Genomic DNA, 26,034 nt, shown 5'->3' on the forward strand with positions numbered 1-26,034 from the left:
GGGCGATTGTAGCGGTCAGGCTACAATGCCCCGAACCCCCATCCGGAGCTTCGAGACCATGCCTCACGCCCTCTCCCGTTCGCCCGCGACGCAACGCCCGCGGCGATTCCTGCGCAGCCGAACGGCCCTTCTGGCCGCGCTGGTGGCGGGAGGGCTGACGAGCCTGCCGGCCTGGTCGTCGCAGTCGGTTGCTGGCGCCCCGCTCCTTGCCCAGGCGGCACAGGAAGGCGGTACGGGCGGTCGCGCAGCCATCCAGATTGAACGCTCGCGCCCGCGCACCGGCCTGCCGAGCTCGGAGCGCACCGATCTGCCGCGCGTCGCGCTTACTGAAGACATCATGTACCGCGTGCTGGCATCGGAAGTGTCGCTGCAGCGTGGGCTGGTCGAGCCGGCGTACCGCACCTACCTCGCGCTCGCGCAGGACACGCGCGACCCCCGCTTTGCCCAGCGCGCCACGGAAATCGCGTTTCTGACGCGCTCCCCCGCGCAAGCGCTGACCGCCTCGCGCCTGTGGGTGGAACTGTCGCCAACGTCCATGCCGGCACGCCAGGTGCAGCAGCTCTTGCTGGTGGCGACGGGCCAGTGGTCGGAAGTCGAGCCGATGCTGCAGGCGCAGTTGAACAAGGTCTCGCCCGGCCAGCGTGCCGATGCCCTGCTGCAATTGCAGCAGCAGATGTCCAAGAGCAGCGATCCGGCGGGTGCCGTAGGCGCGCTGCAGCGCATCGCCTCGCATGACATGCAGCGCCCCGAAACGCATCTGGCCTTGGCCCGCGCGAAGGTTGCCGCCAAGGATGTTCCCGGCGCACTGACGGAACTGGACACCGCGCTCAAGCTGCGCCCCGGTTATGAAGACGCCGCCATCCTCGCTGCCGAACTGCGTGCCGACGGCGACCCCGATGCCGCCATCGCCGGCCTGCGCAGTTTCCTGAAAGCCGCGCCAGCCTCCATCGATGGCCACCTGGCGCTCGCACGCATGTACCTCGTGCGCAATCAGCAGGACAAGGCGCGCGCTGAATTCGAAACGCTCAAGAAGATCGCGCCCAACGATGCGCGCATCACGCTTGCACTGGGCCTGCTGAACCTGCAGCAGCGCCAGTACGATGACGCCGAGCGTTACCTGAAGGAATACGTCACGGCCACCGCCAAGTCGCCCACCCTCAGCCCCGAACCTGGCTACCAGGGCCTCGCCCAGTTGGCCGAGGAAAAACGCGACTACGCCGGCGCGCTGGGCTGGGTCGACAAGATCACCGGTTCCGCCAACGGCGACGCCGATGGCCAGACCGCGCTGGCAGCCGGCATCAAGCGCGGCCAGTTGCTCGGCAAGCTGCGCCGCATCGACGAGGCACAACAGACCTTCGACGAGCTCGTCGCCGATTCCGAAGACGTGCCCGACGGCCCGCGCCGCCAGGCCCTGATGGACGGCATCCGCCAGGCAGAAATTGGCATGCTGATGGACGCCAAGGCTTACGGCCGCGCCCGGGCCCGCGTCAACGAGCTGCTCAAGAGCGACCCGGACAACGTCGAGTACACGTACCAACTGGCAATGCTCGAAGAGCACGACGGGCACTACGACAACATGGAAACGCTGCTGCGCAAGGTGATCGACCTGCGCCCCGGCCAAGCCATCGGCTACAACGCGCTCGGCTATTCGCTGGCCGATCGCAACGTGCGCCTGCAGGAAGCGCAGGAGCTGCTGGAGAAAGCGGTGTCGCTGGCGCCGGATGATCCCTACATCGCCGACAGCCTGGGCTGGGTCAAATACCGTCGCGGCGATCTGCCCGCTGCCACAGACATCCTGCGCAAGGCGTGGGCTGCCGCCCCGCAAGCCGAAATCGGCGCGCACCTGGGCGAAGTGCTGTGGCAATCGGGCAAGCAGGACGACGCGCGCCAGATCTGGACCGAAGCGTCCAAGCTCGACGTGAACGACACCACGCTGCGCGACACGCTGCGCCGTTTCGGTCAGCCGGTGCCCAATGTTCCCGTGAGTGCAAATTGATGGCGATGCGGTTCACGCGCGCGCTTGGCGCGCTGATGCTCGGCGCTGGCTGCGCGCTGTTCAGCGGCTGCGCAAGCTTGCGGCCAGCTAACGATCTCTTCGCCGACACGCAAGACGCCGATGCCTCCATCACGCGCTATCAGGGTCGCTTCTCAGCCCGTTACACGCAGAACAACGCCGAGCAAAGCGCCGTCGGCAACTTCCTCTGGCGTGAGCGCGGACCCGACGTGCAGCTTGAGCTGATGTCGCCGCTGGGCCAGACGCTGGCCATCGTCAGCCAGAGCAACCAGGGCGCCACGCTTGAGCTGCCGAACCAGCCGCCGCGCCGCGCCCCCGAAGTCGACACGCTGATGCAGGATGCGCTCGGCTTTTCGCTGCCTGTCTCCGGCCTGCGCGACTGGCTGCGCGCCCGCCCCGCTCCAGGCACACCGGCACGCGTGGCACGTGATGCGCAATCGCGCCCCGAAACCATCGAGCAGAACGGCTGGACTGTCCACTACGTCGCCTGGACTGACGACGGAAACAATTCCGACGGCGCCAAGGTCAGCATCCGCCGACTCGACCTTGATCGCCCGCAGGGCACCAACGGACCGCTCTCGGTGCGGCTCGTGCTCGACCAGTAACGCCTCGCTCGCCATGTCTTCCGTACCCGTCGAGCTGCGTGATTGCCCTGCGCCCGCCAAGCTCAACCTCTTCCTGCACGTGGTCGGCCGCCGGCCCGATGGCTACCATTTGCTGCAAACCGTCTTCCAGTTGATCGACTGGTGCGACACGCTCCATTTCACGCGCCGCACCGACGGCCGCCTCGTGCGCATCACCGATATTCCGGGCGTGCCCGCCGATGATGACCTCGTCATCCGCGCCGCGCGTCTGCTGCAAGCGGAAACGGGCTGCACCTACGGCGTCGACATCGCCATCGAGAAACGTCTGCCGATGGGTGGTGGCATTGGCGGTGGCTCGTCCGATGCAGCCACCACGCTGCTCGCGCTCAATCGCCTCTGGGGCCTTGATCTGCCACGCACGCAACTGATGGCGATCGGTCTCAAGCTCGGCGCCGACGTGCCCTTCTTTGTGTTCGGCCAGAACGCCTTCGCAGAGGGCATCGGCGAAGAACTCACGCCCGTCACGCTGCCGCCGGCTGCCTTCGTGGTGATTCACCCACGCGTGCATGTGCCCACCCCCGCAATTTTTTCCGATGAAGGGTTGACACGCGATACGCCACTCACCATAATTACGGACTTTCCTGACCAACAAATTGTTTTCGCTTACGGTCGCAACGACCTACAAGCGGTGGCGGAAAGGAAATACGGCGAAATCGCCCGAGCACTTGTCTGGCTGCGTCAATTCAGCCCTCTGGCAAGAATGACCGGATCCGGCGCCTGCGTGTTTGCTCCGTTCGACAACGTCGAGCATGCGCAAGCGGTAGCGGATCAGGTGCCTTCCGAATGGGAAGGTCGGTATGCGGCAGGTCTGACGCATCACCCGCTCGCAGGATTTGCTGTGTAAGGTTTGCAGTTATCGCCTCTGCAATGGAGGCGGTAACCAATAGGTTGTGTAGGGGCGTCGCCAAGCTGGTTAAGGCACCGGATTTTGATTCCGGCATGCGTAGGTTCGAATCCTTCCGCCCCTGCCATTTTCTTCCTCATGTTTCCAGCAATAGCCCGGTTGGTGCTTTAACTAACCGGCGCGTCTGAAGTCGAAAAACAGGTGCCCCGATGAGCAGCGAAGGCTTGATGGTTTTTACCGGCAACGCCAACCCGAAACTCGCCGAAGCTGTCGTCAAGCACCTAGGCATTCCCCTAGGCAAGGCCCTCGTCGGCCGATTCTCCGATGGTGAAGTCCAGGTTGAGATCCAGGAGAATGTGCGCGGCAAGCACGTGTTCATCCTGCAATCCACCTGCGCCCCGACCAACGACAATCTGATGGAACTGATGGTGATGGTCGATGCGCTCAAGCGCGCGTCTGCCCGCCGCATCACGGCCGCCATCCCCTACTTCGGCTATGCCCGCCAGGACCGTCGCCCGCGTTCGGCGCGTGTGGCGATCACGGCCAAGGTCGTGGCCAACATGCTGGAAGTCGCCGGCGTCGAGCGCGTGCTGACGATGGACCTCCACGCTGACCAAATTCAAGGCTTCTTCGATATCCCGGTCGACAACATCTACGCGTCGCCGATCCTGCTCGAAGACCTGCGCAAGAAGAACTACGAAGACCTGCTGGTGGTGTCGCCTGACGTCGGTGGCGTGGTGCGCGCACGTGCACTCGCCAAGCAACTCGGCGTGGATCTGGCGATCATCGACAAGCGTCGCCCGAAGGCCAACGTCGCTGAGGTGATGAACATCATCGGTGAAGTCGACGGCCGCAACTGCGTGATCATGGACGACATGATCGATACCGGCGGCACGCTGTGCAAGGCCGCGCAGGTCCTCAAGGAGCGCGGCGCCAAGCAAGTGTTTTCGTATTGCACGCATCCGGTGCTGTCGGGTGGCGCAGCTGCCCGCATCGCAGACTCGGCGCTCGACGAAGTGGTCGTGACCGATACCATTCCGCTGCGCGAAGACGCCATCAAGTGCGGCAAGATCCGCCAGCTCTCGACGGCGCCGCTGCTGGCCGAAACCTTCACCCGCATCGTGCGCGGTGACTCGATCATGTCGCTGTTTGCGGAATGATTCAGCACCCGAGCGGCTTACTGTTATAATTCAAGGCTTTACTGCAGAAAACGTCGACTAGACGGCACTTCTGCGGTGTCTGCGGGGCGCAATATGGCGCCCCGTTCACCAGACGGCTTGGTCGCGAGTCGTCTTTTTCGTTTGGAGCAATCATGAAAGTTGTCGCTTTCGAGCGTAGCGTTCAGGGCACTGGTGCGAGCCGCCGCCTGCGCAATTCCGGCAAGACGCCGGCCATCATTTACGGCGCTGGCGCCGAGCCGAAGCTGATCGAACTCGATCACAACGCGCTGTACCACGCGCTGAAGAAGGAAGCCTTCCACTCGTCGATCCTCGACATCGAAGTGGCTGGCAAGGTGGAAAAGGCGCTGCTGCGTGACTTCCAACTGCACCCGTTCAAGCAACTGGTTCTGCACGTCGACTTCCAGCGCGTGTCGGCCAAGGAAAAGATCCACGTCAAGGTGCCCCTGCACTTCATGAATCAGGAAACTGCTCCTGGCGTGAAGCTGGGCCACGGTATCGTGAACCACATCCTGAACGACGTTGAAGTGTCGTGCCTGCCGGCCGACCTGCCCGAGTTCATCGAAGTGGATCTGGGTACGCTGGAAATCGGCCAGACCCTGCACATCGCTGACCTGAAGCTGCCGAAGGGCGTGACCATCCTCACCCACGGTGGCGATGAGAACCCGGCTGTTGCCAACATCAGCGTGCCGGCTGGCGAGAAGTCCGCTGCCGCCGAAGAAGGCGCTGCTGCAGGCGAAGACAAGCCGGCAGCCTAAGTTGCCGCACCTCGCACTTCGGTGCGAGCGAAAGAAGCCCGCCGAGCCTGTCTCGCCGGGCTTTTTTTCTGCCTGAGCGGCGCGCGCCGCACAGCCTCCAGGCTGCGGAAAGCAGCTATGCTTGTACGATCAAGGGGCGCTTCCTGCACCTCAACCTGATACGAATCGCATGATCAAACTCATCGTCGGCCTCGGCAATCCGGGGGCCGAATATGCGGCGACGCGACACAACGCCGGCTTCTGGCTGGTCGACCAACTCGCGCGCATGGGCAACGTGACGCTGCGCAACGAGACGCGCTTTCACGGCTATGCAGCGCGCGCCAACCTTTGGGGCAACGAGGTGTGGCTGCTGCAGCCGCAAACCTTCATGAACCGCTCCGGCCTGGCCACCGTGGCGCTGGCCCGCTTCTACAAAGTGATGCCCGATGAAATCCTGGTCGTGCATGACGAACTGGATTTGCCGCCCGGCGCTGTCAAGCTCAAGCTCGGTGGCGGTTCGGGTGGCCATAACGGCTTGAAGGACATTGCGGCACATCTGACCACGCAACAGTTCTGGCGGCTGCGGCTGGGCATCGGCCACCCGCGCAACCTGTTGCCACCGGGCACGGCAGCGTCCGGTCAGCATGACGTTGCCAACTTCGTGCTCAAGGCGCCTCGCAAGGAAGAGCAGGACCTAATCGATCGCGCCATCGATCAGAGCCTGGATGCGCTGCCCGAGCTGATTGCCGGCAACGCCGAGAAAGCCATGATGCGCCTGCACACCGCACGCTGATCCGCCAACACCGAGGACACCGCCATGACACGGTTCGCCATACTGACCTCACGCGCCGCCGTGCTGGCGGGTCTGGCGCTCGGCCTGGCGGCTAGTCTGCCGGCGCAAGCGCAGGTGTATCGCTGCAGCGAAAACGGCCAGACGACCTATTCTGACCACCCCTGCGGTACGCGCGCGCAGCCCGTGCCGATGATCGACAACACGCCCAGCGCCGCCGATCAAAAGGCTGCCCGCGAACGCGCTAGCGCCGAAGCCGCCGAAGTGCAGCAGATGGAATCGGCACGCCGAAAAGCGCAGGCAGCGGAAGATGCCCGCCAAGCCCAGATGGCCGCACAGGCTGCCGAACAGGCGCGCCGCGAGCAACGACAGAAAGTGGTGGTTGCGCAGGAAGGCGTTCGCTACTGCCATCGCGTCTACGTGGGGCCGTTGCCGTACCCGGCGCCATACCCGCAACCCTATCCGACGCCGATGCCGGTGATCCGCCAACCTCCCGCGCCGGCTGCTGGCGCGCTACGCCAACCTGGCAATGGCCCGAAGCCGTTCGCGCAAGCACCGTTGGCGCCCACACCCATCGTGCCGCGCCCACTGCATCCGCATTACCCGCATTACCGCATCGTCTGCGAACCGGGCTATGCGTACGAAGGGCCGGAAGATCTGCTGCCGATCCAGTAAACGTAATTGCCCACGAACGGTAGGTACCAATGAAAAGAGACGGCCAAAGCCGTCTCTTTTTTGTGTGCTCACGCTGCGCGTGGTGGTGCTGAGGTGAGCTGGGTGTACTTCTGCATCAACTGCTCGTGCGTTTCCTCATGGGCCGGGTCCTTGGGAATGCAATCCACCGGACAGACCTGCTGGCACTGAGGCTCGTCAAAGTGGCCGACGCATTCGGTACATTTGCCCGGGTCGATCACGTAGATCTCCGGGCCCATCGAAATCGCGCCGTTGGGGCACTCAGGCTCGCATACGTCGCAATTGATGCACTCATCGGTGATTATGAGCGCCATGATGCCTTCCTTGAAATGGCCGGCGAGCCAGCGCTCGCCAAAGCGTCATTTTATTCCGATTTCCCCGACCCTTCCGTCTTGCCGGTCTTTTCCTTGAGCCACTTTTCGACCGACGGGAACACGAACTTGCTCACGTCACCGCCAAGCACGGCGATTTCGCGCACAAACGTGCCCGAGATGAACTGGTATTGATCCGACGGCGTGAGGAACATGGTTTCCACGTCCGGCAGCAGGTAGCGGTTCATACCGGCCATCTGGAATTCGTACTCGAAATCCGACACGGCACGCAGGCCCCGCACGATGACGCGTGCGCCGTTCTTGCGCACGAAATCCTTCAAGAGGCCGGAAAACCCTTCCACCCGCACGTTGGGGTAATGGCCGAGCACTTCACGGGCGATCTCGATGCGCTCTTCCAGCGCGAAGAACGGCCGCTTGTTCGGGCTCTGCGCCACCCCGACGATAAGCTCGTCGAAGATATTGGACGCACGCCGCACGAGGTCTTCGTGGCCGCGCGTGAACGGATCGAAAGTGCCGGGATAAACCGCGATCACCATGGTTCCTCCACCAAGGGGAAAAGAGCATCCGCAAGCGTCGGCGTGGGACATGGCCGCGCCGGTACTGCATTCGGACACCATTGCGTTATCGAGCGCGGCAGGTCCCGAGCCTGCCGCCTGGGCCACCGATACCGACCGAGGGCACCGGCGTTGCGGGTGCCGCTCGATGCTCATGCATCGGTTGCGAGCGGCGTAGTTTAACCGTTTTTGCGGAGCAGCAAATGTGCATGCACCGCACCGGCGCGCAGGTGTTTGTGAAGCACCAGATCGGCAGGCAACGCGATACCGGCGGTCGGCTCGTCGCCATGTGAATCAGTACTCACATCCACCAACGCCTGTGCCGCTTCAACGTAGATCACGCCTCCTGGCTTGACCACCCGGGTTGCGGCTTCCAATGCCCGTAACGTCCAGTCCTGTGCAAACGGCGGATCGATGAACACCGCATCGAGCGCAGCATCGGGCTGGCGAGCGAGCCAGGCAAAGGCGTCGCCGGAGACGATGTCGACCATACGTGCGCCCAGCTTGTCGCGGATGGCGTGCAACGCGCGCACGGCCGGGGCGTGGTTTTCGATGAGCGTCACGTGCGCGGCGCCGCGCGAAGCCGCCTCAAAGCCGAGCGCGCCAGTGCCGGCAAAGATATCTGCGCAGCGCCAGCCGGTCAGGTCTTGACCGAGCCAGTTGAAAACGGTTTCGCGGACGCGGTCGCTGGTCGGGCGCAAGCCGTCGGCGTCGACCACCGGGAGCGGCGTGCGCTTGTATTGCCCGCCGATGATGCGAACCTGCTGCGGTGCGCGCGCATGCGACGTGGCGGTCTTGGCCTTGGGGCCTTTAGAAGTACGAGGTGCCATGGGCGCGATTGTAGTGCCAGCGCAAACAAAAACCGGCGGGAGATGCCGCCGGTTTTTCGGATTCAGCCGCCGTGCGTCAGTTCGCAGCGACTTTCCCCGGACCGCCCACCACGATCGTCGCCATGGTCTGCGGTTGCAGCGCGTGCTGGAATGCCGCACGCACCTGGTCACGCGTGACAGCCGCGATGCGCTGCGTCCACGTGTCCAAGTAGTCGAGCGGCAGGTTGTACCAGCCGATGTTGGCCACGTTGTCCAGCAGCTTGCGGTTGCTGTCCAGGCGTAGTGGGAAACCGTTGACGAGGTTGTCCTTGGCGGCCTTCAGTTCCGCGTCGGTCGGGCCATCGGCGACGAACTTGGCAACGGTGTCACGCACGACGCCCAACGCTTCTTCGGTCTGGTCCTTGCGCGTCTGCAGCGCCAACTCGAACGGACCGGGCTGCGCGGCGGGCGCAAAGTAGCTGCCGATGCTGTACGTCAGGCCGCGCTTCTCGCGCACTTCGTTGGTCAGGCGCGCACTGAAACCGCCACCACCGAGCACGTAATTACCGACCAGCAGCGGAAAATAATCCTTATCGCCGCGCGCAATGCCCGGTTGCCCGAGGATGATGGTCGCCTGCTGCGCCGGATGCGGAATGCGGATCGTCTCCGCCTTCGCCAGTGGCATCTTCACGTCGGGCAGCGCCGGCGGCGTGGCGCCGTCAGCGGGCAGGCCGCGCGTGATCTGCTCGGCGATGGCCTCGGCTTCCTTACGGCTGATCGCACCGATCAGCGTCACCACTGCGCGCTTGGCCGTGTAGTTGGCCTGGTAGTAGCCCACGATGTCGTCACGCGTGATGCTCTCCACCGTTTCCGGCGAAGCGGTCTGCCCGTACGGATGCGTGCCGTAGATGGCCTTGCCGAACGCGCGCTCGGCCAGCACCGACGGCTTGGTCAGCGATTCGCGGATGGCCGCCACAAGGCGCTGCTTGTCCCGCGCGAGCACGGCGTCGGGGAAGGTCGGCGCCGAGATGATCTGCGTCATCAGCGCGATGGCCGGGCCTCGCTCGTTCGGGTCGGACAGCGTGCGCAGACGCAGGCTTGTGCGATCGCCGCCCGCACCGCCACCAAAGCTCGCACCCACATCGGCAAACGCATCGGCAATTGCCGCTTCATCGCGCGCGGGTGCGTTGCCCTGCGCGGCGACGCCCTTGTCGAGCATGCCGGCCGTCAGCGAGGCGAGGCCAACCTTCGCCGCTGGCTCGTAGCGCGAACCCGCATCCACGTCGAGATTGATGTCGAGCATCGGGATCGACGGGCTCGGCACGAAAAACACGCGCGCGCCGGTCGGGGCCGTCCAGTGTTCGATGGGCAGCGCGGCCAGAGCACTCTGCGCCGCCGCGGCAACAATGGCGACCAGCGCCGTCTTCAGGGTCAGAGACATGGCGCGCATCAACGCAGCCCTCCTTCTTCGCGCATGCCAGGAACAGGCTTGCGCGCCGGTTTGTTGGGATCGATCGGTTGCGGCAGCAGCGTGGCGACGACGAGGTTGTCTTCGCTGAAATACGTCTGCGCCACGTGCTGGATCTGCGCCGACGTCACGGCCTTGATCTTCTCAAGCTGGCGATCAATGGACCGCCACGACAGACCGCTCATCTCGTTCATCCCGATCTCCATGCCCTGGCCGAACACCGAGTCGCGCTTGTAGATCTGGGCGGCCACAACCTGCGCCTTGACGCGCTTCAGTTCGGCATCGGTCACGCCCTCCTTGGCGATGCGCTCGATCTGCGCGCGCAGGGCCTGTTCGATCTCGGCGGTGGTGTGGCCGTCGGCGGGCGTGCCGTCCATCAGGAAGATCGAGGGGCCGCGGTTCAGGCCGTCGTAGCCGGCGTTGACGTCGTCGGCGATACGCTTTTCACCCTTGACGAGCTGGCTCGATAGGCGCGCGTTGTCATAGCCGTCGAGCACGGCCGACAGGACTTCCAGCGCGTACGGGTCGACGTCCTTTTCCACATCGATCAAACGCGGCACCTTGTATGCCAGCACAACATACGGGTTCTCGGCAGGCGCCTTCACCCAGATGCGCTTCACGCCAATCTGCTTGGGCTCTTCCTGCGCGTAGCGGCGCGGCAGCGCATGCGGCTTGAGCTTGCCGTAGGTGCGCTGCGCGAGGCGGAAGACTTCATCGGGGTTGACATCGCCCGCGACGATCACGGTGACGTTGTTGGGCGTGTACCAGGCGTGGTACCAGTTCTGCGCGTCCTGCACCGTCATCGTGTCGAGATCGCCCGGCCAGCCAATGGTCGGGTTCCGGTACGGCGCGGCGTTGAACAGCGTGGCGAGCATCTGCTCGTAGACGGTGGAACGGGCGGAGTCGTCGATGCGCATGCGGCGCTCCTCCTTCACCACGTTCATCTCCGGCTTGAACTCCTTGTCGGTTAGCTGGAGATTGGCCATGCGATCGGCTTCAAGCCCCATCACATCGGCCAAGTGCGACTTCTCGATCTGCTGGAAATACATCGTGAAGTCGCGCGTGGTCATGGCGTTTTCACGGCCGCCTAGGGCCGCTACGCGGCGGGAGAACTCGCCGGGGCCGACAGCCTTGGTGCCCTTGAACATCATGTGCTCAAGCATGTGGGCGACGCCCGTGGTGCCATTGTGCTCGTCGATGCTGCCGGCGTGATACCAGACCATGTGCGCCACGGTGGGGGCACGGTGGTCTTCCTTGACGATCAGTTGGAGCCCGTTGGGCAGCTTGTATTCGTGCGTGTCGGACTGGCTGGCACCCACTTTGGCGCCGCTGGCGGTAGCCACCGGGCGCCCGGGCGCAGCAGCAAGTTCCTGCGCGCCAACATGGCCGGCCAGCAGGCCTGCCGCCAGGGCCGTCGCAGCCAATTGCCAGACTCGCGACCGAGCCCGGTTTGAAACGATTCGCATGGAAGAGCGCATAAGGGCTGTCTGATAAAATTCGACGCTTGATTCTAACGGCGAAATAGACTGCCTTTTACGATGTTTAGTTTCTGGAAGAAGCGCAAGGCAGAGCCCCAACCGGCCGCCGAACCCACGCCCGCAGCGGCGTCTGAAGCCGCGCAGGCACCTGCCCCGGCTGCCATCCCTGCCCCCGCGCCCGTACCCGCCCCGGTTGCAGCCCCCCAGCCCGTCGCTGCGCCTGCTCCCGTACCTGTCGCCCTCCCGGCTCACATTGCCGTGCCGGACGCACCTGCCGTGCAGCCTGCACTCGACGTGCAAGCCGACGATGTCGAGACCGTGCCCACGCCCGCCGTGATCGAACAGGCCCGCAAGGGCTGGATGTCGCGCCTGCGCTCCGGCCTGTCGAAGACGAGCAAGGGCCTGACCACGCTGTTCGTTGGCGTGAAGGTGGACGAAGCGCTGTTCGAAGAACTGGAGACCGCGCTGCTGATGGCCGACGCTGGTGTCGACGCCACCGAATACCTACTGGGCGAACTGCGCCGCCGCATCAAAGCTCAGCGCATCGAAACCGCCGAAGGCGTGAAGACCGCCCTGCGCGACTTGCTGGTCGAGCTACTGCACCCCTTGGAAAAAACCATGGTGCTCGGCCGCGAACAGCCGATGGTGATCATGATCGCGGGCGTGAACGGCGCCGGCAAGACGACCAGCATCGGCAAGCTGTGCAAGCACTTCCAGACCTACGGCCAATCGGTGCTGCTGGCCGCGGGTGACACGTTCCGCGCCGCCGCGCGAGAGCAACTCGTGATCTGGGGTCAGCGCAACAACGTCACGGTGGTGGCGCAGGAATCGGGCGACCCGGCCGCCGTGATCTTCGATGCGGTGAACGCCGCACGCGCACGCGGCATCGACATCGTCATGGCCGACACCGCCGGCCGCCTGCCGACGCAGTTGCACCTGATGGAAGAACTCAAGAAGGTGCGCCGTGTGACCGCCAAGGCGATGGCCACGGCGCCGCACGAAACGCTGCTGGTGATCGATGGCAACACGGGGCAGAACGCCCTCGCGCAAGTCAAAGCCTTTGATGAAGCGCTGGGCCTCACGGGCCTGATCGTCACCAAGCTGGATGGCACTGCCAAGGGCGGCATCCTGGCCGCCATCGCACGGCAGCGTCCGGTGCCGGTGTACTTCATCGGCGTGGGTGAGCAGGTTGAAGACCTGCAGCCGTTCTCTGCGCGGGAATTTGCTGACGCGTTGTTGGGATAAACGATGAACCCGGCGTCGCAATGACGCCGGAATCCTTACTGCTTACGCGGAAACCGCATCCGGCTGCACCCCAGGCGCAGCCCTCTGAAACGCCTCCTGCGCCATGCAGTGCTCAAAGATGCGCGCAAGCGTCGGGTAATCCTCCACCGCCACATCAAACCGCTTGCCGTTGAACACCTGCGGCACGAGGCACGCGTCCGCCAGCGTCGGCGTGTCGCCAACACAGTAGGCGCCCGTGAGCGGAGACGCCGACAGCCGCGTCTCCAACGCTGCAAACCCCAGCTTCACCCAGTGGCGGTACCAGTCGTTGCGCGCCTCTTCTTCCACGTTGAAGGTGTTCTTCAGATACTTGAGCACGCGCGGATTGTTCAGCGGATGGATCTCGCACGCGATGGCCAGCGCAATCGCACGGATGTGGGCGCGGTTGCTTGGCGAGCCCGGCAGCAGCGTGGGCTCGGGATGCGTCTCTTCCAGGTATTCGACGATCGCCAAGGACTGGTTCAGCACGTCGTTGCCGTCACACAGCACGGGCACCAGCGCATCGGGGTTCAGCTTGACGAAGTCGGGCGCCATCTGCTCGCCCTTGAGCAGGTGCACCGGCGCGTAGTCGTACGGCAGGCCCTTGACCTCCAGGGCGATGCGCACACGGAACGACGCCGAGCTGCGGAAGTAGTTATACAGCTTGATCGACATGGCTTCTGACTCTTCCGCTCAAATGACCTTCACATGCAGCTCGCCCACGCCGTCGATCTTGCCGACCATCAGGTCGCCGACGACAACCGGGCCGACGCCTTCGGGCGTGCCGGTGTAGATCAGATCGCCGGGGCGCAGTTCGAACAGGCGCGACAGATACGCAATGGTTTCCGGCACCGACCAGATCAGGTCCGACAGGTCACCGCGCTGGTGTTCGCGGCCATTGACCGACAGCGTGACGGCGCCCTTGTCTGCGTGGGCGACATCCTTGGCCGGGACGATCGGCCCGATGGGTGCCGAGCCGTCGAACGCCTTGCCGGTTTCCCACGGGCGACCGCCCTTCTTGGCGGCGTTCTGCAGGTCGCGGCGCGTCATGTCCAGGCCGACGGCGTAACCGTAGATGTGGTTGGCTGCGGTTTCCACAGAGATGTCGCGGCCGCCCGTGCCGATGGCGACCACGAGTTCGATCTCGTAGTGGCAATCCTTGGTTTCGGTCGGGTAGACGAACTGGCCGGTCTCACCGTCGGGGATGTAGCGCACGGCGTCGGCCGGCTTGCAGAAGAAGAACGGCGGTTCGCGGTCGGGGTCGGAGCCCATCTCGCGGGCATGGGCGGCGTAGTTGCGGCCGACGCAATACACGCGGCGCACCGGAAACTGGCCATGCCCGCCACGGACGGGAATGCCATTGACGGCGGGCGGGGTGACGACGAACTCGGTCATGCGGGTCTCCTGGGACTAAGCTGGATTGGAACAGGTGGGGACACTGCGGCCACCGCCCCCCGGCGACCGACGAGTTTGCGAGAATACACCCGCACCGGCCCGGCGCGGTTCTTGCATGAGTGGCGTGCACCCTGCCCCACTTTGCACCATGCAAACGAAACCGCCCGCCCCATCTGCCCCGCCTGCCGCCCTGCACCCGGCCGCGCCGATGCGCGTGCTGCTCGTGCGCGATCCGCTCGATGCTGAACAGATCAACCTGGAGCTGATCCGCGCCGGCCTTGCGGAGGCCGGTTTTGTCGACGTGGGCCTGGCGGATGCCGACCTGACGCTGCCGGAGCGCATTGCAGAGACACAGCCCGACATGGTGATCGTCGCGTCCGAATCGGCCGCGCGGGACACCATCGAGCACGTCTGCGTGGCCACACAGCACGCGCCGCGCCCGATCGTGCTGTTTACCGACAACGACGACGCCACACGCATCAAGACGGCGTTTGCCGCCGGCATCACGGCCTACATCGTCGACGGCATCAAGCCCACGCGCGTCAAGGCCGTGCTGGACGTGGCCTACGCTCGCTTCGAGCACGAGAGTGCGTTGCGCGCCGAACTGGATACCGCCAAGACGCAGCTGGCCGAACGCAAGGTGCTCGAACGCGCCAAGGGCCTGCTGATGAAGCAGATGAGCCTGTCGGAGGACGACGCCTTCAAGCGCCTGCGCAAAATGGCCATGGACCGCAACATCAAGCTGGTGGAAGCCGCCCAACGCGTCATCGATGTAATGGCCAGTTGAGCGGTCGGGCCACCGCCCAGTTTTGGTGCGTCGCACAACTCCGGCGCTGGAAACGCACCAGTCGCGCGCGGCTTTCCGGACCTCACAGGCTCAGTTCCGAACCCCAACCGTCGAGCTAAAAGCCCCACGCGCCGAGTTCCGAACCTCAACCGTCGAGCTAAAAGCCTCACGCGCCGAGTTCCGAACCTCAACCGCCGAGCCAAAAGCCTCACGCGCTGAGTTCCTAACCTCAACCGCCGAGCCAAAAGCCCCACGCGCCGGGTTCCGAACCTCAACCGCCGAGCTAAAAGCCTCACGCGCCGGGTTCCGAACCTCAACCGCCGAGCTAAAAGCCTCACGCGCTGAGTTCCTAACCTCAACCGCCGAGTTAAAAGCCTCGCGCGCCGAGCTCTGAACTCGGAACGCCGAGCCCCATTGCTCAACGTTGGCATACCCCTTGCAAGTGTCGCTGCGAAGCCGATGCCAACGTGGGTATCGGCATGGGACAACGGCGTCCCGACGCACAGCTCTGCGACCCCTCCTCTGCGATGGGCGATGGCGCGCGTCGGGACGCCTTTTCTTTGGAGCCATGGATGGCCGCGCCAGACAAGACCGACGCCCTCGTCAATCCGATCAACCCCAAGCGCCGCAGCATCATGAAAGCCGCGGCGACGATTGCAGGAGGCAGTGCCGTGGCATTGATCGATCCGCTGGTGCGTGCCGGTGCCTGGGCCGCTGGCTCCGATGCGCCCGAGAAGACGGAGCTGAAGGTCGGCTTCATCCCGCTCACGGACTGCGCCTCGGTGGTCATGGCGTCCACGCTGGGCATCGACAAGAAGTACGGCATCAAGATCACGCCGTCGAAAGAAGCCTCGTGGGCCGGCGTGCGCGACAAGCTCGTGTCGGGCGACCTGGATGCGGCGCACGTGCTCTACGGCTTGATCTACGGCGTGCAGCTCGGCATCGGCGGCCCCAAGAAGGACATGGCCGTGCTGATGACGCTCAACAACAACGGCCAGGCGATCACGCTGTCATCCAAGCTCAAGGAAGCAGGCGTCAAGGACGGCACGTCGTTGAAGGCCGTCATGGCGAAGGACAAGCGCGAATATGTGTTCGCGCAGACCTTCCCGACCGGCACGCACGCGATGTGGCTGTACTACTGGCTGGCCGCGCACGGCATCCACCCGCTGCAGGACGCCAAGGCGATCACCGTGCCGCCGCCGCAGATGGTGGCCAACATGCGCGTGGGCAACATGGATGGCTTCTGCGTGGGCGAGCCGTGGGGCGCCCGCGCGATTGCCGACAACATCGGCTTTACCGCCGAGACCACACAGGCCATCTGGAAAGACCATCCGGAGAAGGTGCTGGGCACCACGGCGGAGTTCGTGCAGAAGTATCCGAACACGGCACGCGCGCTCACGGCTGCGGTATTGGAGGCAAGCAAGTTCATCGATGCGTCGGCATCGAACCGCCGCAAGACGGCCGAGACCATTGCCGCCAAGTCCTACGTCAACACCGACATGGACATCATTCTCGACCGCATGTTGGGCCGCTACTCGAATGGTCTGGGCAAGACCTGGGACGACCCGGACCCGATGCGCTTCTATCACGATGGGGCGGTCAACTTCCCGTACCTGTCAGACGGCATGTGGTTCCTCACCCAGCACAAGCGCTGGGGCCTGCTGAAGGCGCATCCGGACTACCTGGCCGTGGCCAAGCAGGTCAACCGCGTCGACATCTTCAAGCAAGCCGCTGCCGCCACCGGCACACCGCTGCCCAAGAGCGACATGCGCACCGCCAAGCTGATCGACGGCGTGGTGTGGGATGCGAAGAACCCCGCCGCGTATGCCGACGGCTTCAAGCTGAAAGCCTGACGCTGCTGCCCTCCTGAATTTCTGATTGCGGTCCCTCACGTCGATGGAGCCCGACATGAACACGCTCGTCAAAACGTTGTCCGGCGTGCAGTCCGACGCCGCCCCTGAACGTCGCCGCTTGGTTGCGCGCGACTGGTTTGTTGCAGCTGTAGTGAAAGGCTTTCCGCCCGCGCTGGGCTTCGCACTGTTCGTGCTGGCTTGGCAGGGCATCGCCTCGGCCATCCCGGCGCTGCCCACACCGGCGGTGACGTGGAAAGCGGCGGTCACACTGTTTGCCGATCCGTTCTACCGCAATGGCCCGAATGACCAAGGTGTGGGCTGGAACGTGCTGGCGTCGCTGGCGCGCGTGGGTGCGGGCTTCGGCATGGCCGCGGTCATCGGCATTCCGGCGGGCTTCATCATCGGGCGCTTTGCGTTTCTGAATGCGATGGCCTCGCCCATCATCAGCCTGCTGCGGCCGGTGTCGCCGCTGGCGTGGCTGCCGATCGGGCTGCTGCTGTTCAAGTCGGCCAACCCGGCGGCCATCTGGGCGATCTTCATCTGCTCGATCTGGCCGATGGTCATCAACACCGCCGTGGGCGTGACGCGCGTGCCGCAGGACTACCTGAACGTGGCGCGTGTGCTGAACCTGTCTGAGTGGAAGGTGTTCACGCGCGTGCTGTTTCCCGCCGTGCTGCCGTACATGCTGACGGGCGTGCGGTTGTCCATCGGCACCGCGTGGCTGGTGATCGTGGCGGCAGAGATGCTCACCGGCGGTGTCGGCATCGGCTTCTGGCTGTGGGACGAGTGGAACAACCTGAAGGTCGAGCACATCGTCATCGCCATCTTCGTGATTGGGGTGGTGGGCTTGCTGCTGGAGCACGCGCTGCTGGCGATTGCACGGCGCTTCTCATACGACGCGGTTTGAGGTAAATGGGGGGATCGCCATGACAGACAAATTCCTGCGCATCGAAAACGTCGGGCAGACGTTCAAGACCAAGAGGGGCCCGTTCGTTGCCCTGCGCGACATCGACCTGACCGTCGCGCGCGGTGAGTGCATCGCATTGATCGGCCACTCGGGCTGCGGCAAATCGACGTTGCTCAATCTCATTGCCGGGCTCACGCGGCCGACCACTGGTGGGTTGATCCTGGCCGAACGGGAGATCGCCGGACCAGGGCCGGATCGGGCGGTGGTGTTTCAGAACCACTCGCTGCTGCCTTGGCTCACGTGCTTTGACAACGTGTATCTCGCCGTCGAGCGTGTGTTTGGCAAGACCGAGACGAAGGCCCAATTGCGTGAGCGCACGCATGCGGCGCTGGCGCTGGTGGGGCTCACGCATGCTGAGCAGAAGCATCCACACGAGATCTCCGGCGGGATGAAGCAGCGGGTGGGGATTGCGCGGGCGCTGTCCATGGAGCCGAAGGTGCTGCTGATGGATGAGCCCTTTGGCGCGCTGGATGCACTCACGCGCGCGCATCTGCAGGATGAGCTGCTGAAGATTGTTGCCGCCACCGGCAGCACGGTGGTTATGGTCACCCATGACGTGGATGAAGCTGTTTTGTTGGCTGACCGGATCGTGATGATGACCAATGGACCAGCTGCCACCATCGGTGAAGTGTTGAAGGTGGAGCTGGCGCGGCCACGGGATCGGATGGCGTTGGCGGATGATCCGGCGTATCACGCTTGTCGGACTGCGGTGCTGGATTTTCTTTATCGGAAGCAGCGGCATCCGGTGGCGGAGGCGGCTTGAGGTCTGTTGTTGGATCTGGGTTTTGGCCTTGGTGGTCTGCCTCCCTTTCGCCCCCTGCCGGGGCTGAAACAAGGGACGCACCACAGGACGCAAAAAAACCACCCCATGGCGCCAGCGCAGAATCCACAGCGCTATGATCAACCCCAAGCCAATCACCCGCGCCATGAACAATGCCCGCTCCCCCCATCCTCCCCGACAACGCCGCTGAAGACGCCCTCACCACCGGCCCCTTCCCAGCCGCCCGCTTCATCAAGGAAATCGGCCGCGGCGCAGACGGCGCCCGTGCCTTGGTCAAGCACGACGCCCGCGCGCTTTTCACCGCCATGCTGGAAAGCCGCATCTCCGACGTGCAGCTCGGCGCCATCCTCATGGCCTACCGCATCAAAGGCGAGACCCCGGAAGAACTCGACGGCATGCTGGAAGCCTCGCATGCGCACTGCCGGCCGCTGCCGGCACCGGACACGCCTGAGCGCGCGTTGCCGGTCGTCATCCCCAGCTACAACGGTGCCCGCCGCCAGCCGAACCTCGTGCCGTTGCTGGCCAAGCTGCTGGCGCGCGAAGGGGTGCCGGTGCTGGTGCATGGCATTCGCCGCTTCGACGGCCGCATCACCACGGCCGCGCTGTTCGAAGCGCTTGGCTGGCCCGTCTGCGAACACATGGACGAAGCACGTGAGCGCCTGGAGAGCGATCGGCTGGCGTTCGTGCCGATTGACGTGCTATCGCCCGAGTTGGCGTCGCTGCTGGACAAGCGCGAGATCGTCGGCCTACGCAATTCGGCCCACACGGTGGTGAAGATGCTGCAGCCCATTGGCGGACACGCACCGCACGAGGCGCTACGGCTGGTGAGCTACACGCACCCGGAATACCGCGACACGCTCACTGATTACTTCCTGCGCCATCCGGCCAATGTGCTGCTCGCACGCGGCACCGAAGGCGAGACCGTGGCCGATGCACGGCGCGGCAGCGCGGTGGAGTGGCTGCACGACGGATCACACGAAACCGTGATTGAGGCGGTGGAAGGATCGAGCGATACGCCGCCTGAATTGCCTGCGGGGACGGACGTGGCGGCAACGGCGCGGTGGATTGAAGCGGTGCTCGACGGCAAGCAGCCGGTGCCGGAGCCGATCGCCAAGCAGGTCCGCGCGATCGTGCGGTGTGCACGACCGGCGCAGGCTGCCTGATCGATCGCTCGGTCTTACTTGGACGGCAGCGGAATGCGCTCCGTCTCGCCCGGCACGTGGGCGAAGGTGTCGTTCTCCCAGCGCTGCTTGGCGTCTTCAATGTCAGCCTTGTCGCTGGCGACGAAGTTCCAGTAGATGTGGCGGTGGCCGTCGGTCGGGTCACCGCCCAGCAGCATCACGCGTGACGACACCTGTGCGGTGAGCGTCACGTCACCGCCGGGCTCCAGCACAGCGAGGTGCTGCGGGTCGAGCGCCTCGCCATCGATGCTGACGGCGCCGTCGACAAGATATAGCCCGCGGTCTGCATGCTCGGGCGGGATCACCAGCGACGCACCGGCTGCCAGTTCCAGCGCCACATACAGCGTGCGCGAACTCACCTTCACGGGCGACGTCAGCCCGAACGCATCCCCCGCGATGACCACGCCCTGCACGCCAGGGCATTCGAGCTTGGGCAACGTGTCGGCGGCGTGATGGGCGAAGCTGGCGTCCACCTTTTCCTGATCCTTCGGCAGCGCCACCCAGGTCTGGATGCCATGCACGCGGGCGCCCTTTTCACGTCCCTCGGGCGAAGAACGCTCGGAGTGGACGATGCCGTTGCCGGCCGTCATCCAGTTCACATCGCCGGGCGTGATGGTCTGCACGCTGCCGAGGCTGTCACGGTGGACCATGCTGCCGTCGAACAAATACGTGACGGTGGCCAGGCCGATGTGCGGGTGCGGACGCACGTCGATGCCCTCGCCGGGGGCGAAATCCACGGGGCCCATGTGGTCGAAGAAGATGAACGGCCCCACCGTCTGGCGCGCCGCCGAGGGCAGCACGCGCTTAACCGAGAAACCGCCCAGATCGCGCACGTGCGGACCGATGATGTGCTGAATGGAAGTCATGACGGAAGGCTCCTCAGGCGCGCTCGGCAAGTTCGGTGTCGATGCTGATCTCCACCTCGGTCATCAGCTTGTGAACGGGGCACTTGCCGGCTACGCGCAGCAGGTCGGCACGTTGCTCGTCGCTTAGATCGCCATGCAGGGTCAGCACGGTGCGCAGCTTGTAGCGGCCCTGGCGCTCCTGGCTGCCGTCGTGCTCGACGGCCACGTCGATCGAATCGAGCGGGTACTTGCGCTGGCGCGCATAGAGCGTGACGGTCAGCGCCTTGCAGCTGGCCAGGGCCGCGTCAAAGTAGGCGTGCGGATCGGGCGCACTGCCCTCGCCCGTCGGCTTGGGCACGTCAGTGTAGGTCACGCCTTCGGGGAAGGTGACCTTGTGACGGAAAAGGCCTTCGGTGTCCTTGCTGACGACGATGGTCATTGACGGCTCCTGTAACGGTGTCTGCGATGTCCGGGCAGTGTAGCCAACTTGCGTGAAGGCACGGGAGGTGGCGCGATGTGCGGAGTGCAGCGCATTTATTGGCGCTTCGATCACTCGACATTGCAGACATGGCAATTCAGCCCACCCATTTGGGTGGAAACGCTCAAGCGGCGCGGTTTTCCGCCGATCTTCCGGTTAGAAGACATCCGCCCTGAAACCGCCCCGCTTACGCGTCCTCTGCATGGTTCCTCGCCGGCCGCTTGTCGCCATTGCCGGCGGCATCGGCTTTCTCCTCGTCCTGATTGGGCTGACCGTGATGGTCGGCTGGCTGCAGCATTGGCCATGGGCGGTGAAGCTCGGCACGGACCGCCTGCTGATCGTGTTTGCCACGGGGATCAACCTGACGCTGTTGGGCGCTGGCCTGGGGGCGCTGCTCCTCGGGACGGTACGACCAAACGCGCGCTGGGCAGACCCGGCGGCTCGCGGGCTGGGCGGCGCGGTGGCGGTGCTGTCCACGCTGCGGCTGGCCGAGATGATCACGGGATGGCCGATCGGGTTGGACTTTCCTGGCCTGCACGCCTGGCTCGGCCGCCAATGGGTGACCGGATGGATTGGCGGCATGCACCCCAGCCACGCGCTGGCGGTAGCCGCATCGGCGACGGCTCTCAGCCTCGTGCCCACCCTGCGCAAACCGCACCACGCGCAGTGGTTCTGGGGACTCATCGGCTTGGCGATGCTGCTCTGCGCTGGCGACCTGCTCGGCCGCGCCATGGCACTCGAATATCTGTACCCGGCGTGGCTGCGATGGCACGCCCCGGACGCGGCCGCCGTCTGCTCGCTGCTGGTGATCACGGGCACACTGTGCGCCGCGGTAGCCCGGCATCCTGGCCTGTTGCGCCTGCGCTTGTCGCCGGAAGACACCATCGTGTGGATCAGCGGCGGCTGTGTGGTGCTGGCGGGCCTGGGGGCCACTGTCACGGCGTTCATCATCCAGGTGGATAGCGCCACACTGACATTCGGCACCACACGGGCGCGAGCCCTGTCCAGCTACGCTGAAGAGTTCGACCGACTGCTGGCCATGCGCGCGGAAAGCCCCCGCCTGGTGGCCGCCGCCACGCACATCCAGGAAGTGCTGCGCCATCCGGCCGACAACGCAGCGCGCCTGCGCAGCGAGCGTGCGCTGCAGGCGTATCGCGAGCAAGGCTACTCGTACCTGCAACTGCGTACGCTCGCGGGCGAGGGCATCGTCAGCCTGGGGACGCAAACGCTTGAACCCGAACTGTCGATACCGCTGCACGTCGGCCTCGCGCCCGAGCGTGTCACGCTGCAATGGGTACACGGTTTTGCCATGCGCACCGAAACGCCCGTCATGGCAGACGGCATGCAGATCGGTTGGCTGGTCGCCGAGCAACCACTCGCCCATATGACAGGCCGCTACAACAGCCAACGCGGTACGGGGATGACGGAAACGCTGGCGATGTCGGGCTTTGATGCGCGCGGCCGCGCCATGTCGTTTCCGCAGCGCTTCGATGCCTATGTGTTCGAGCTGCCGCCCCTCACGGTCGACCACCGGCCGCTGCCGTCGCGCCTGGCGTTGGCGGGCGAGGCCGGCTACGGCCAGTGGCAGGACATCCACGGCATGCCGACGTCGTTCAGCTATACGCCCATCGGCCACACGGGTCTGGCACTGATCAGCAAGATCGCCAGCGCCGAGCTGTACGCCCCGATGCGCGTGCAGTTCGAGCGGCTTGCGGCCTTCATGCTGTGCCTGATGATCGGCAGCGTGCTGGCCATCCGTCTGACGGTGCGGCCGTTTGCCAACCGGCTGGCCGCGTCCGAACGCGCGCTGCGCACCGCCAACGAAAGCCTCGAGCGCCGCCGTGACGCCCTGCGCGCCAGCCGCGAACAACTGCGCCTGGTGGCCGACAACGTGCCCGCGCAGCTCAGCTATGTCGACCCCGACGGCATCGTCCGCTTTGCCAGCCGCACGCTGCTCGAAGCCTTCGGCCGCAATGAAGATGAGACGCTCGACCGCCATGTGCGCGACATCTACACCCCCGAGGACTACCGCGCGCTGCTGCCCTACATGACGGAGGTGCTGGCCGGTTACCCGGTGCAATTCGAGATCCAGTCCGTGCGCACCGGCGTGCCCCGCTACCTGAGCGGCCACTACTTTCCTGACTACGATGATCGCGGCACGCTGCGCGGCTATTTCTCGGTGCTGCAGGATCTGACGGCCCGCACCAGCGCCGAGCTGGCCCTGGCGCGCAGTGAACGCGCACTCAAGCTCGTGCTCGACAACGCGCCGCTGCTGGTGTCGCACATCAACCCCGACAGCGTCTTCACCTTCTGCAACGTCACGCATGCGCGCTGGCTGCAGCGCACGCCCGAGGAGGTCTGCGGCCAAACGCCGGAACGGGTGTTCACGCCGGGCACGTACGCCTTGCTGGCACCGTATCTGGTGCGCGCCCAGCGCGGAGAATCCGTCCAATTCGAGATCACCGCGCCGTGGTACGAAAAGCCGCACACCGCCGGCCCGCGCAGCCGCACCCGGCATTTCCGCGGCCAGCTCGTCCCCGATGCCGGAGAAGCGCGCGACGGCCGCTGCGGTTTCTACGCCTTTGTGCAGGACGTGACCGAAGCCAAGCGCAGCGAGATGGAGCTTTCGCGCATGGCGCGCTTTGATGCCCTCACCGGCCTGCCCAACCGCTACGAACTCTACGAGCGCCTGCGCGCCGCGCTGGAACGCCGTCAGCGCCTGCCCGCGCCGCTGGGCGTGCTGTATCTGGACGTGGATCACTTCAAGCACATCAACGACACCTACGGCCACGCCGCCGGCGATGCTGTGCTGGTGGAGGTCGCGCACCGCCTGCAACGTGCCGTGCGCCGCACCGACACCGTCGCCCGCCTCGCAGGTGACGAGTTCATCATCCTGCTCGACCCGATCGACGCCCCGGATGATGCGCTGCACACCGCGCAGAAAATCGTTGGCGCGATCCGGCCGCCCATCAATCTGTCGGGCGATACCGTCCTGCACGTCACGACGAGCATTGGTGTCGCCTGCCCGGGCTCCGAAGTGCGTGACCCAGACGCCGCCCTGCGCGAAGCCGATCGCGCACTTTATTGGGCTAAGTCACGCGGCCGCAACACGGCGGCATAGTCGAGAACCGATAACCCCCGCCACGGTCTATGACTGGACATGACACGCTTTTTGTTGCGTCGCAAACATCACACTATCGATGAATACATCTTGATTTACGGGAACTATTAACCGGACAAAAATGTCCTATTAGCACTCATCCGGTTGGAGTGCTAAGATGCCTTTCCAAACCTCCACTGGATTTCGACAGGAGTCCTGAGTGAACGCAGTCATCCCCGTGAATACCGTTTCCGCAATCGCCACCCAGCCGTCCGGCAACGCCGGTAATGGATGGGCGCTGGCGTTCCCTGGCAATCTGGGCAACATCGACGCCTATATCCAAAGCGTCAACCGTGTGCCGATGCTGTCGGCCGAAGAAGAACAACGTCTGGCCCGCGAATACCGCGACAACGACAATCTCGATGCCGCCCGCCGTCTGGTGCTCTCGCACCTGCGTCTGGTGGTGTCGATCGCCCGCGGCTATCTCGGCTACGGCCTGCCGCATGCCGACTTGATCCAGGAAGGCAATATCGGCCTGATGAAGGCCGTCAAGCGCTTCGACCCGGATCAGGGCGTGCGTCTTGTCTCGTACGCGATGCACTGGATCAAAGCCGAGATGCACGAGTACATCCTGAAGAACTGGCGCATGGTCAAGGTGGCCACCACCAAGGCCCAGCGCAAGCTGTTCTTCAACCTGCGCAGCCACAAGCAGGACGCGCAGGCGACCTTCACGTCGGATGAGATCGACGCCGTGGCGGCCGAGTTGAACGTCAAGGGTGCAGAAGTGCGCGAGATGGAAACGCGCCTCTCGGGCGGCGACATCGCGCTCGAAGGCCAGATGGACGACGGCGAAGAATCCTTCGCTCCGATCGCCTATCTGGCGGACACGCACAATGAGCCGACCCGCGTGATCGAAGCGCGTGGCAACGACCGTATGCAAAGCGAAGGCATCGAAGCCGCCCTCGCCAAGCTGGACGACCGCAGCCGCCGCATCATCGAAGCCCGCTGGCTGAACGTGAACGACGACGGATCGGGCGGCTCGACGCTGCACGAGCTGGCTGACGAGTTTGGTGTGTCAGCCGAGCGCATTCGACAGATCGAATCGGCCGCGATGAAGAAGATGAAGGGTGCACTGCAGGCCTTCGCCTAAGCTGCCCGCCTCCGCCATAAAAAAGCCCGCCAAACTGGCGGGCTTTTTCTTTGTGCGACGATCGAAGATCAGTCGGCGAGCAATTGCTTGATGTCGTGGGCGATCGGCTCGGGGCCCTGACCGTGCTTGATGAACAGGCGCAGGTTGCCCTTTGGATCAAACATGTAGCTGCCGGCGGTGTGGTCCATGGTGTAGTTGTCGGGCGAACTGCCCGGCACCTTGCTGTAGAACACTTTGAAGTCGGACGCGACCTTCTTCAGTTCAGCTTCGTTTGCCGGACGCAGGCCGATGAAGCGCGGATCGAACGCGGGCACGTATTTGGCCAGCAGGTCTTGCGTATCGCGCTCCGGGTCGACGGTGACGAACAGCACCTGGACGCGGTCGGCGTCCTTGCCGAGGGTGTCCATCACTGCGCGCAGTTCGGCCAGCGTGGTCGGGCAGACATCGGGGCAATGCGTGTAACCGAAGAACATGACGACGACCTTGCCGCGGAAATCCTCGAGCGTGCGGCGCTTGCCGGTGTGGTCCGTCAGCGAGAAATCGGTGCCGAAGCTCTTGGACCCGGTGATGTCGAGGTTCTTGAAAGCGGGCTTGTCGCTGCACGCCGTCAGCGCCATCACGGTGACGGCCAGCATGGCGAAGAGCGCGGCGCGGAAGTGTCGGAAAGAAAGCATGGTCATCGTGTTGGAAACA

25 protein-coding genes and 1 tRNA gene are annotated in these 26,034 nt (G+C 64.6%); 16 read left to right on the forward strand and 10 right to left on the reverse strand.

All coding sequences use genetic code 11. The annotated features are described in order from the left end of the window. The first annotated feature begins 58 nt into the window (after positions 1-58). The 8 genes from BG83_RS0110720 (at position 59) to BG83_RS0110755 (ending at position 6,882) form a co-directional block, all read left to right on the forward strand. Positions 59-1,996, forward strand: a complete 1,938-nt coding sequence (locus tag BG83_RS0110720) for a tetratricopeptide repeat protein (RefSeq protein WP_024976722.1) — start codon at positions 59-61, stop codon at positions 1,994-1,996. After that, positions 1,996-2,619: a lipoprotein insertase outer membrane protein LolB gene (gene lolB / locus BG83_RS0110725; protein WP_024976723.1), complete on the forward strand. Its 624-nt coding sequence runs from the start codon at positions 1,996-1,998 to the stop codon at positions 2,617-2,619. Before BG83_RS0110720 ends, lolB begins: the two co-directional genes overlap by 1 nt. Before the next feature lie 13 nt (positions 2,620-2,632). Continuing rightward, positions 2,633-3,502 carry a 4-(cytidine 5'-diphospho)-2-C-methyl-D-erythritol kinase gene (ispE, locus tag BG83_RS0110730; protein WP_024976724.1) on the forward strand — a complete coding sequence of 290 codons (870 nt, stop codon included), beginning with the start codon at positions 2,633-2,635 and terminating at the stop codon, positions 3,500-3,502. Positions 3,503-3,552: 50 nt separating this feature from the next. Next, positions 3,553-3,629 (forward strand) — tRNA-Gln (locus BG83_RS0110735). Positions 3,630-3,711: 82 nt separating this feature from the next. Continuing rightward, on the forward strand, positions 3,712-4,662 hold the full coding sequence (locus tag BG83_RS0110740; RefSeq protein ID WP_004633415.1) for a ribose-phosphate pyrophosphokinase: 951 nt from the start codon (positions 3,712-3,714) through the stop codon (positions 4,660-4,662). A gap of 152 nt (positions 4,663-4,814) precedes the next feature. Further along, entirely contained in the window at positions 4,815-5,438 is a 624-nt protein-coding gene (locus tag BG83_RS0110745; RefSeq protein ID WP_024976725.1) for a 50S ribosomal protein L25/general stress protein Ctc, read from the forward strand. A 169-nt stretch (positions 5,439-5,607) separates the two neighbouring features. Continuing rightward, entirely contained in the window at positions 5,608-6,210 is a 603-nt protein-coding gene (gene pth, locus BG83_RS0110750) for an aminoacyl-tRNA hydrolase (protein WP_012761087.1), read from the forward strand. A gap of 24 nt (positions 6,211-6,234) precedes the next feature. Continuing rightward, complete coding sequence (locus BG83_RS0110755) at positions 6,235-6,882, forward strand: DUF4124 domain-containing protein (protein WP_024976726.1); 648 nt, start codon at positions 6,235-6,237, stop codon at positions 6,880-6,882. 68 nt (positions 6,883-6,950) lie between these two features. Here the strand turns inward: BG83_RS0110755 and BG83_RS0110760 are convergent, their stop codons facing one another. From BG83_RS0110760 to BG83_RS0110780, 5 genes are all read right to left on the reverse strand, one after another. Then, positions 6,951-7,214, reverse strand: a complete 264-nt coding sequence (locus BG83_RS0110760) for a YfhL family 4Fe-4S dicluster ferredoxin (protein ID WP_004633424.1) — start codon at positions 7,212-7,214, stop codon at positions 6,951-6,953. 50 nt (positions 7,215-7,264) lie between these two features. Then, complete coding sequence (coaD, locus tag BG83_RS0110765) at positions 7,265-7,768, reverse strand: pantetheine-phosphate adenylyltransferase (protein WP_004633426.1); 504 nt, start codon at positions 7,766-7,768, stop codon at positions 7,265-7,267. Positions 7,769-7,965: 197 nt separating this feature from the next. Then, positions 7,966-8,616, reverse strand: coding sequence for a 16S rRNA (guanine(966)-N(2))-methyltransferase RsmD (gene rsmD / locus BG83_RS0110770; protein WP_024976727.1), 651 nt, complete (start codon positions 8,614-8,616; stop codon positions 7,966-7,968). Positions 8,617-8,692: 76 nt separating this feature from the next. After that, positions 8,693-10,045, reverse strand: a complete 1,353-nt coding sequence (locus tag BG83_RS0110775; protein ID WP_024976728.1) for a M16 family metallopeptidase — start codon at positions 10,043-10,045, stop codon at positions 8,693-8,695. Further along, positions 10,045-11,541: a M16 family metallopeptidase gene (locus BG83_RS0110780; protein WP_024976729.1), complete on the reverse strand. Its 1,497-nt coding sequence runs from the start codon at positions 11,539-11,541 to the stop codon at positions 10,045-10,047. Before BG83_RS0110780 ends, BG83_RS0110775 begins: the two co-directional genes overlap by 1 nt. A gap of 60 nt (positions 11,542-11,601) precedes the next feature. Here BG83_RS0110780 and ftsY point away from each other — a divergent pair, with 60 nt between their 5' ends. Then, the gene (ftsY, locus tag BG83_RS0110785) at positions 11,602-12,786 is read left to right on the forward strand and encodes a signal recognition particle-docking protein FtsY (protein ID WP_024976730.1); all 1,185 of its coding nucleotides are present in this window, start codon (positions 11,602-11,604) and stop codon (positions 12,784-12,786) included. 42 nt (positions 12,787-12,828) lie between these two features. On the opposite strand, the gene maiA is transcribed toward ftsY, so the two are convergent. Continuing rightward, the gene (maiA, locus tag BG83_RS0110790; RefSeq protein WP_037031690.1) at positions 12,829-13,479 is read right to left on the reverse strand and encodes a maleylacetoacetate isomerase; all 651 of its coding nucleotides are present in this window, start codon (positions 13,477-13,479) and stop codon (positions 12,829-12,831) included. A gap of 18 nt (positions 13,480-13,497) precedes the next feature. After that, a complete protein-coding gene (locus BG83_RS0110795; protein WP_024976732.1) occupies positions 13,498-14,199 on the reverse strand; it encodes a fumarylacetoacetate hydrolase family protein in 702 nt (233 codons plus the stop codon). Positions 14,200-14,347: 148 nt separating this feature from the next. On the opposite strand from BG83_RS0110795, the gene BG83_RS0110800 reads away from it, so the two are divergent. The 5 genes from BG83_RS0110800 to ybiB all read left to right on the forward strand — a co-directional run bounded on the left by BG83_RS0110800 (position 14,348) and on the right by ybiB (position 19,750). Further along, entirely contained in the window at positions 14,348-14,986 is a 639-nt protein-coding gene (locus BG83_RS0110800; protein ID WP_024976733.1) for an ANTAR domain-containing response regulator, read from the forward strand. A 572-nt stretch (positions 14,987-15,558) separates the two neighbouring features. Beyond that, positions 15,559-16,839 (forward strand): CmpA/NrtA family ABC transporter substrate-binding protein, encoded by a 1,281-nt coding sequence (locus BG83_RS0110805; protein WP_024976734.1) that lies wholly within the window; start codon positions 15,559-15,561, stop codon positions 16,837-16,839. A gap of 55 nt (positions 16,840-16,894) precedes the next feature. After that, entirely contained in the window at positions 16,895-17,746 is an 852-nt protein-coding gene (gene ntrB, locus BG83_RS0110810) for a nitrate ABC transporter permease (protein ID WP_024976735.1), read from the forward strand. 19 nt (positions 17,747-17,765) lie between these two features. Continuing rightward, a complete protein-coding gene (locus BG83_RS0110815) occupies positions 17,766-18,569 on the forward strand; it encodes an ABC transporter ATP-binding protein (RefSeq protein ID WP_024976736.1) in 804 nt (267 codons plus the stop codon). A 170-nt stretch (positions 18,570-18,739) separates the two neighbouring features. Continuing rightward, the gene (ybiB, locus tag BG83_RS0110820; RefSeq protein WP_024976737.1) at positions 18,740-19,750 is read left to right on the forward strand and encodes a DNA-binding protein YbiB; all 1,011 of its coding nucleotides are present in this window, start codon (positions 18,740-18,742) and stop codon (positions 19,748-19,750) included. Positions 19,751-19,764: 14 nt separating this feature from the next. Here ybiB and BG83_RS0110825 read toward each other — a convergent pair whose 3' ends face one another. After that, on the reverse strand, positions 19,765-20,634 hold the full coding sequence (locus BG83_RS0110825; protein ID WP_024976738.1) for a pirin family protein: 870 nt from the start codon (positions 20,632-20,634) through the stop codon (positions 19,765-19,767). A 13-nt stretch (positions 20,635-20,647) separates the two neighbouring features. Next, the gene (locus tag BG83_RS0110830) at positions 20,648-21,052 is read right to left on the reverse strand and encodes an OsmC family protein (protein WP_024976739.1); all 405 of its coding nucleotides are present in this window, start codon (positions 21,050-21,052) and stop codon (positions 20,648-20,650) included. 241 nt (positions 21,053-21,293) lie between these two features. Here BG83_RS0110830 and BG83_RS0110835 point away from each other — a divergent pair, with 241 nt between their 5' ends. Then, on the forward strand, positions 21,294-24,212 hold the full coding sequence (locus BG83_RS0110835) for a diguanylate cyclase domain-containing protein (RefSeq protein ID WP_024976740.1): 2,919 nt from the start codon (positions 21,294-21,296) through the stop codon (positions 24,210-24,212). 235 nt (positions 24,213-24,447) lie between these two features. Next, positions 24,448-25,341, forward strand: a complete 894-nt coding sequence (gene rpoH, locus BG83_RS0110840) for an RNA polymerase sigma factor RpoH (protein WP_419177600.1) — start codon at positions 24,448-24,450, stop codon at positions 25,339-25,341. 68 nt (positions 25,342-25,409) lie between these two features. Here rpoH and BG83_RS0110845 read toward each other — a convergent pair whose 3' ends face one another. Beyond that, entirely contained in the window at positions 25,410-26,015 is a 606-nt protein-coding gene (locus tag BG83_RS0110845) for an SCO family protein (protein ID WP_024976742.1), read from the reverse strand. Positions 26,016-26,034 lie beyond the last annotated feature (19 nt).

The sequence above is a fragment of the Ralstonia pickettii genome (assembly GCF_000607165.1).
Taxonomy (GTDB): Bacteria; Pseudomonadota; Gammaproteobacteria; order Burkholderiales; family Burkholderiaceae; genus Ralstonia; species Ralstonia holmesii.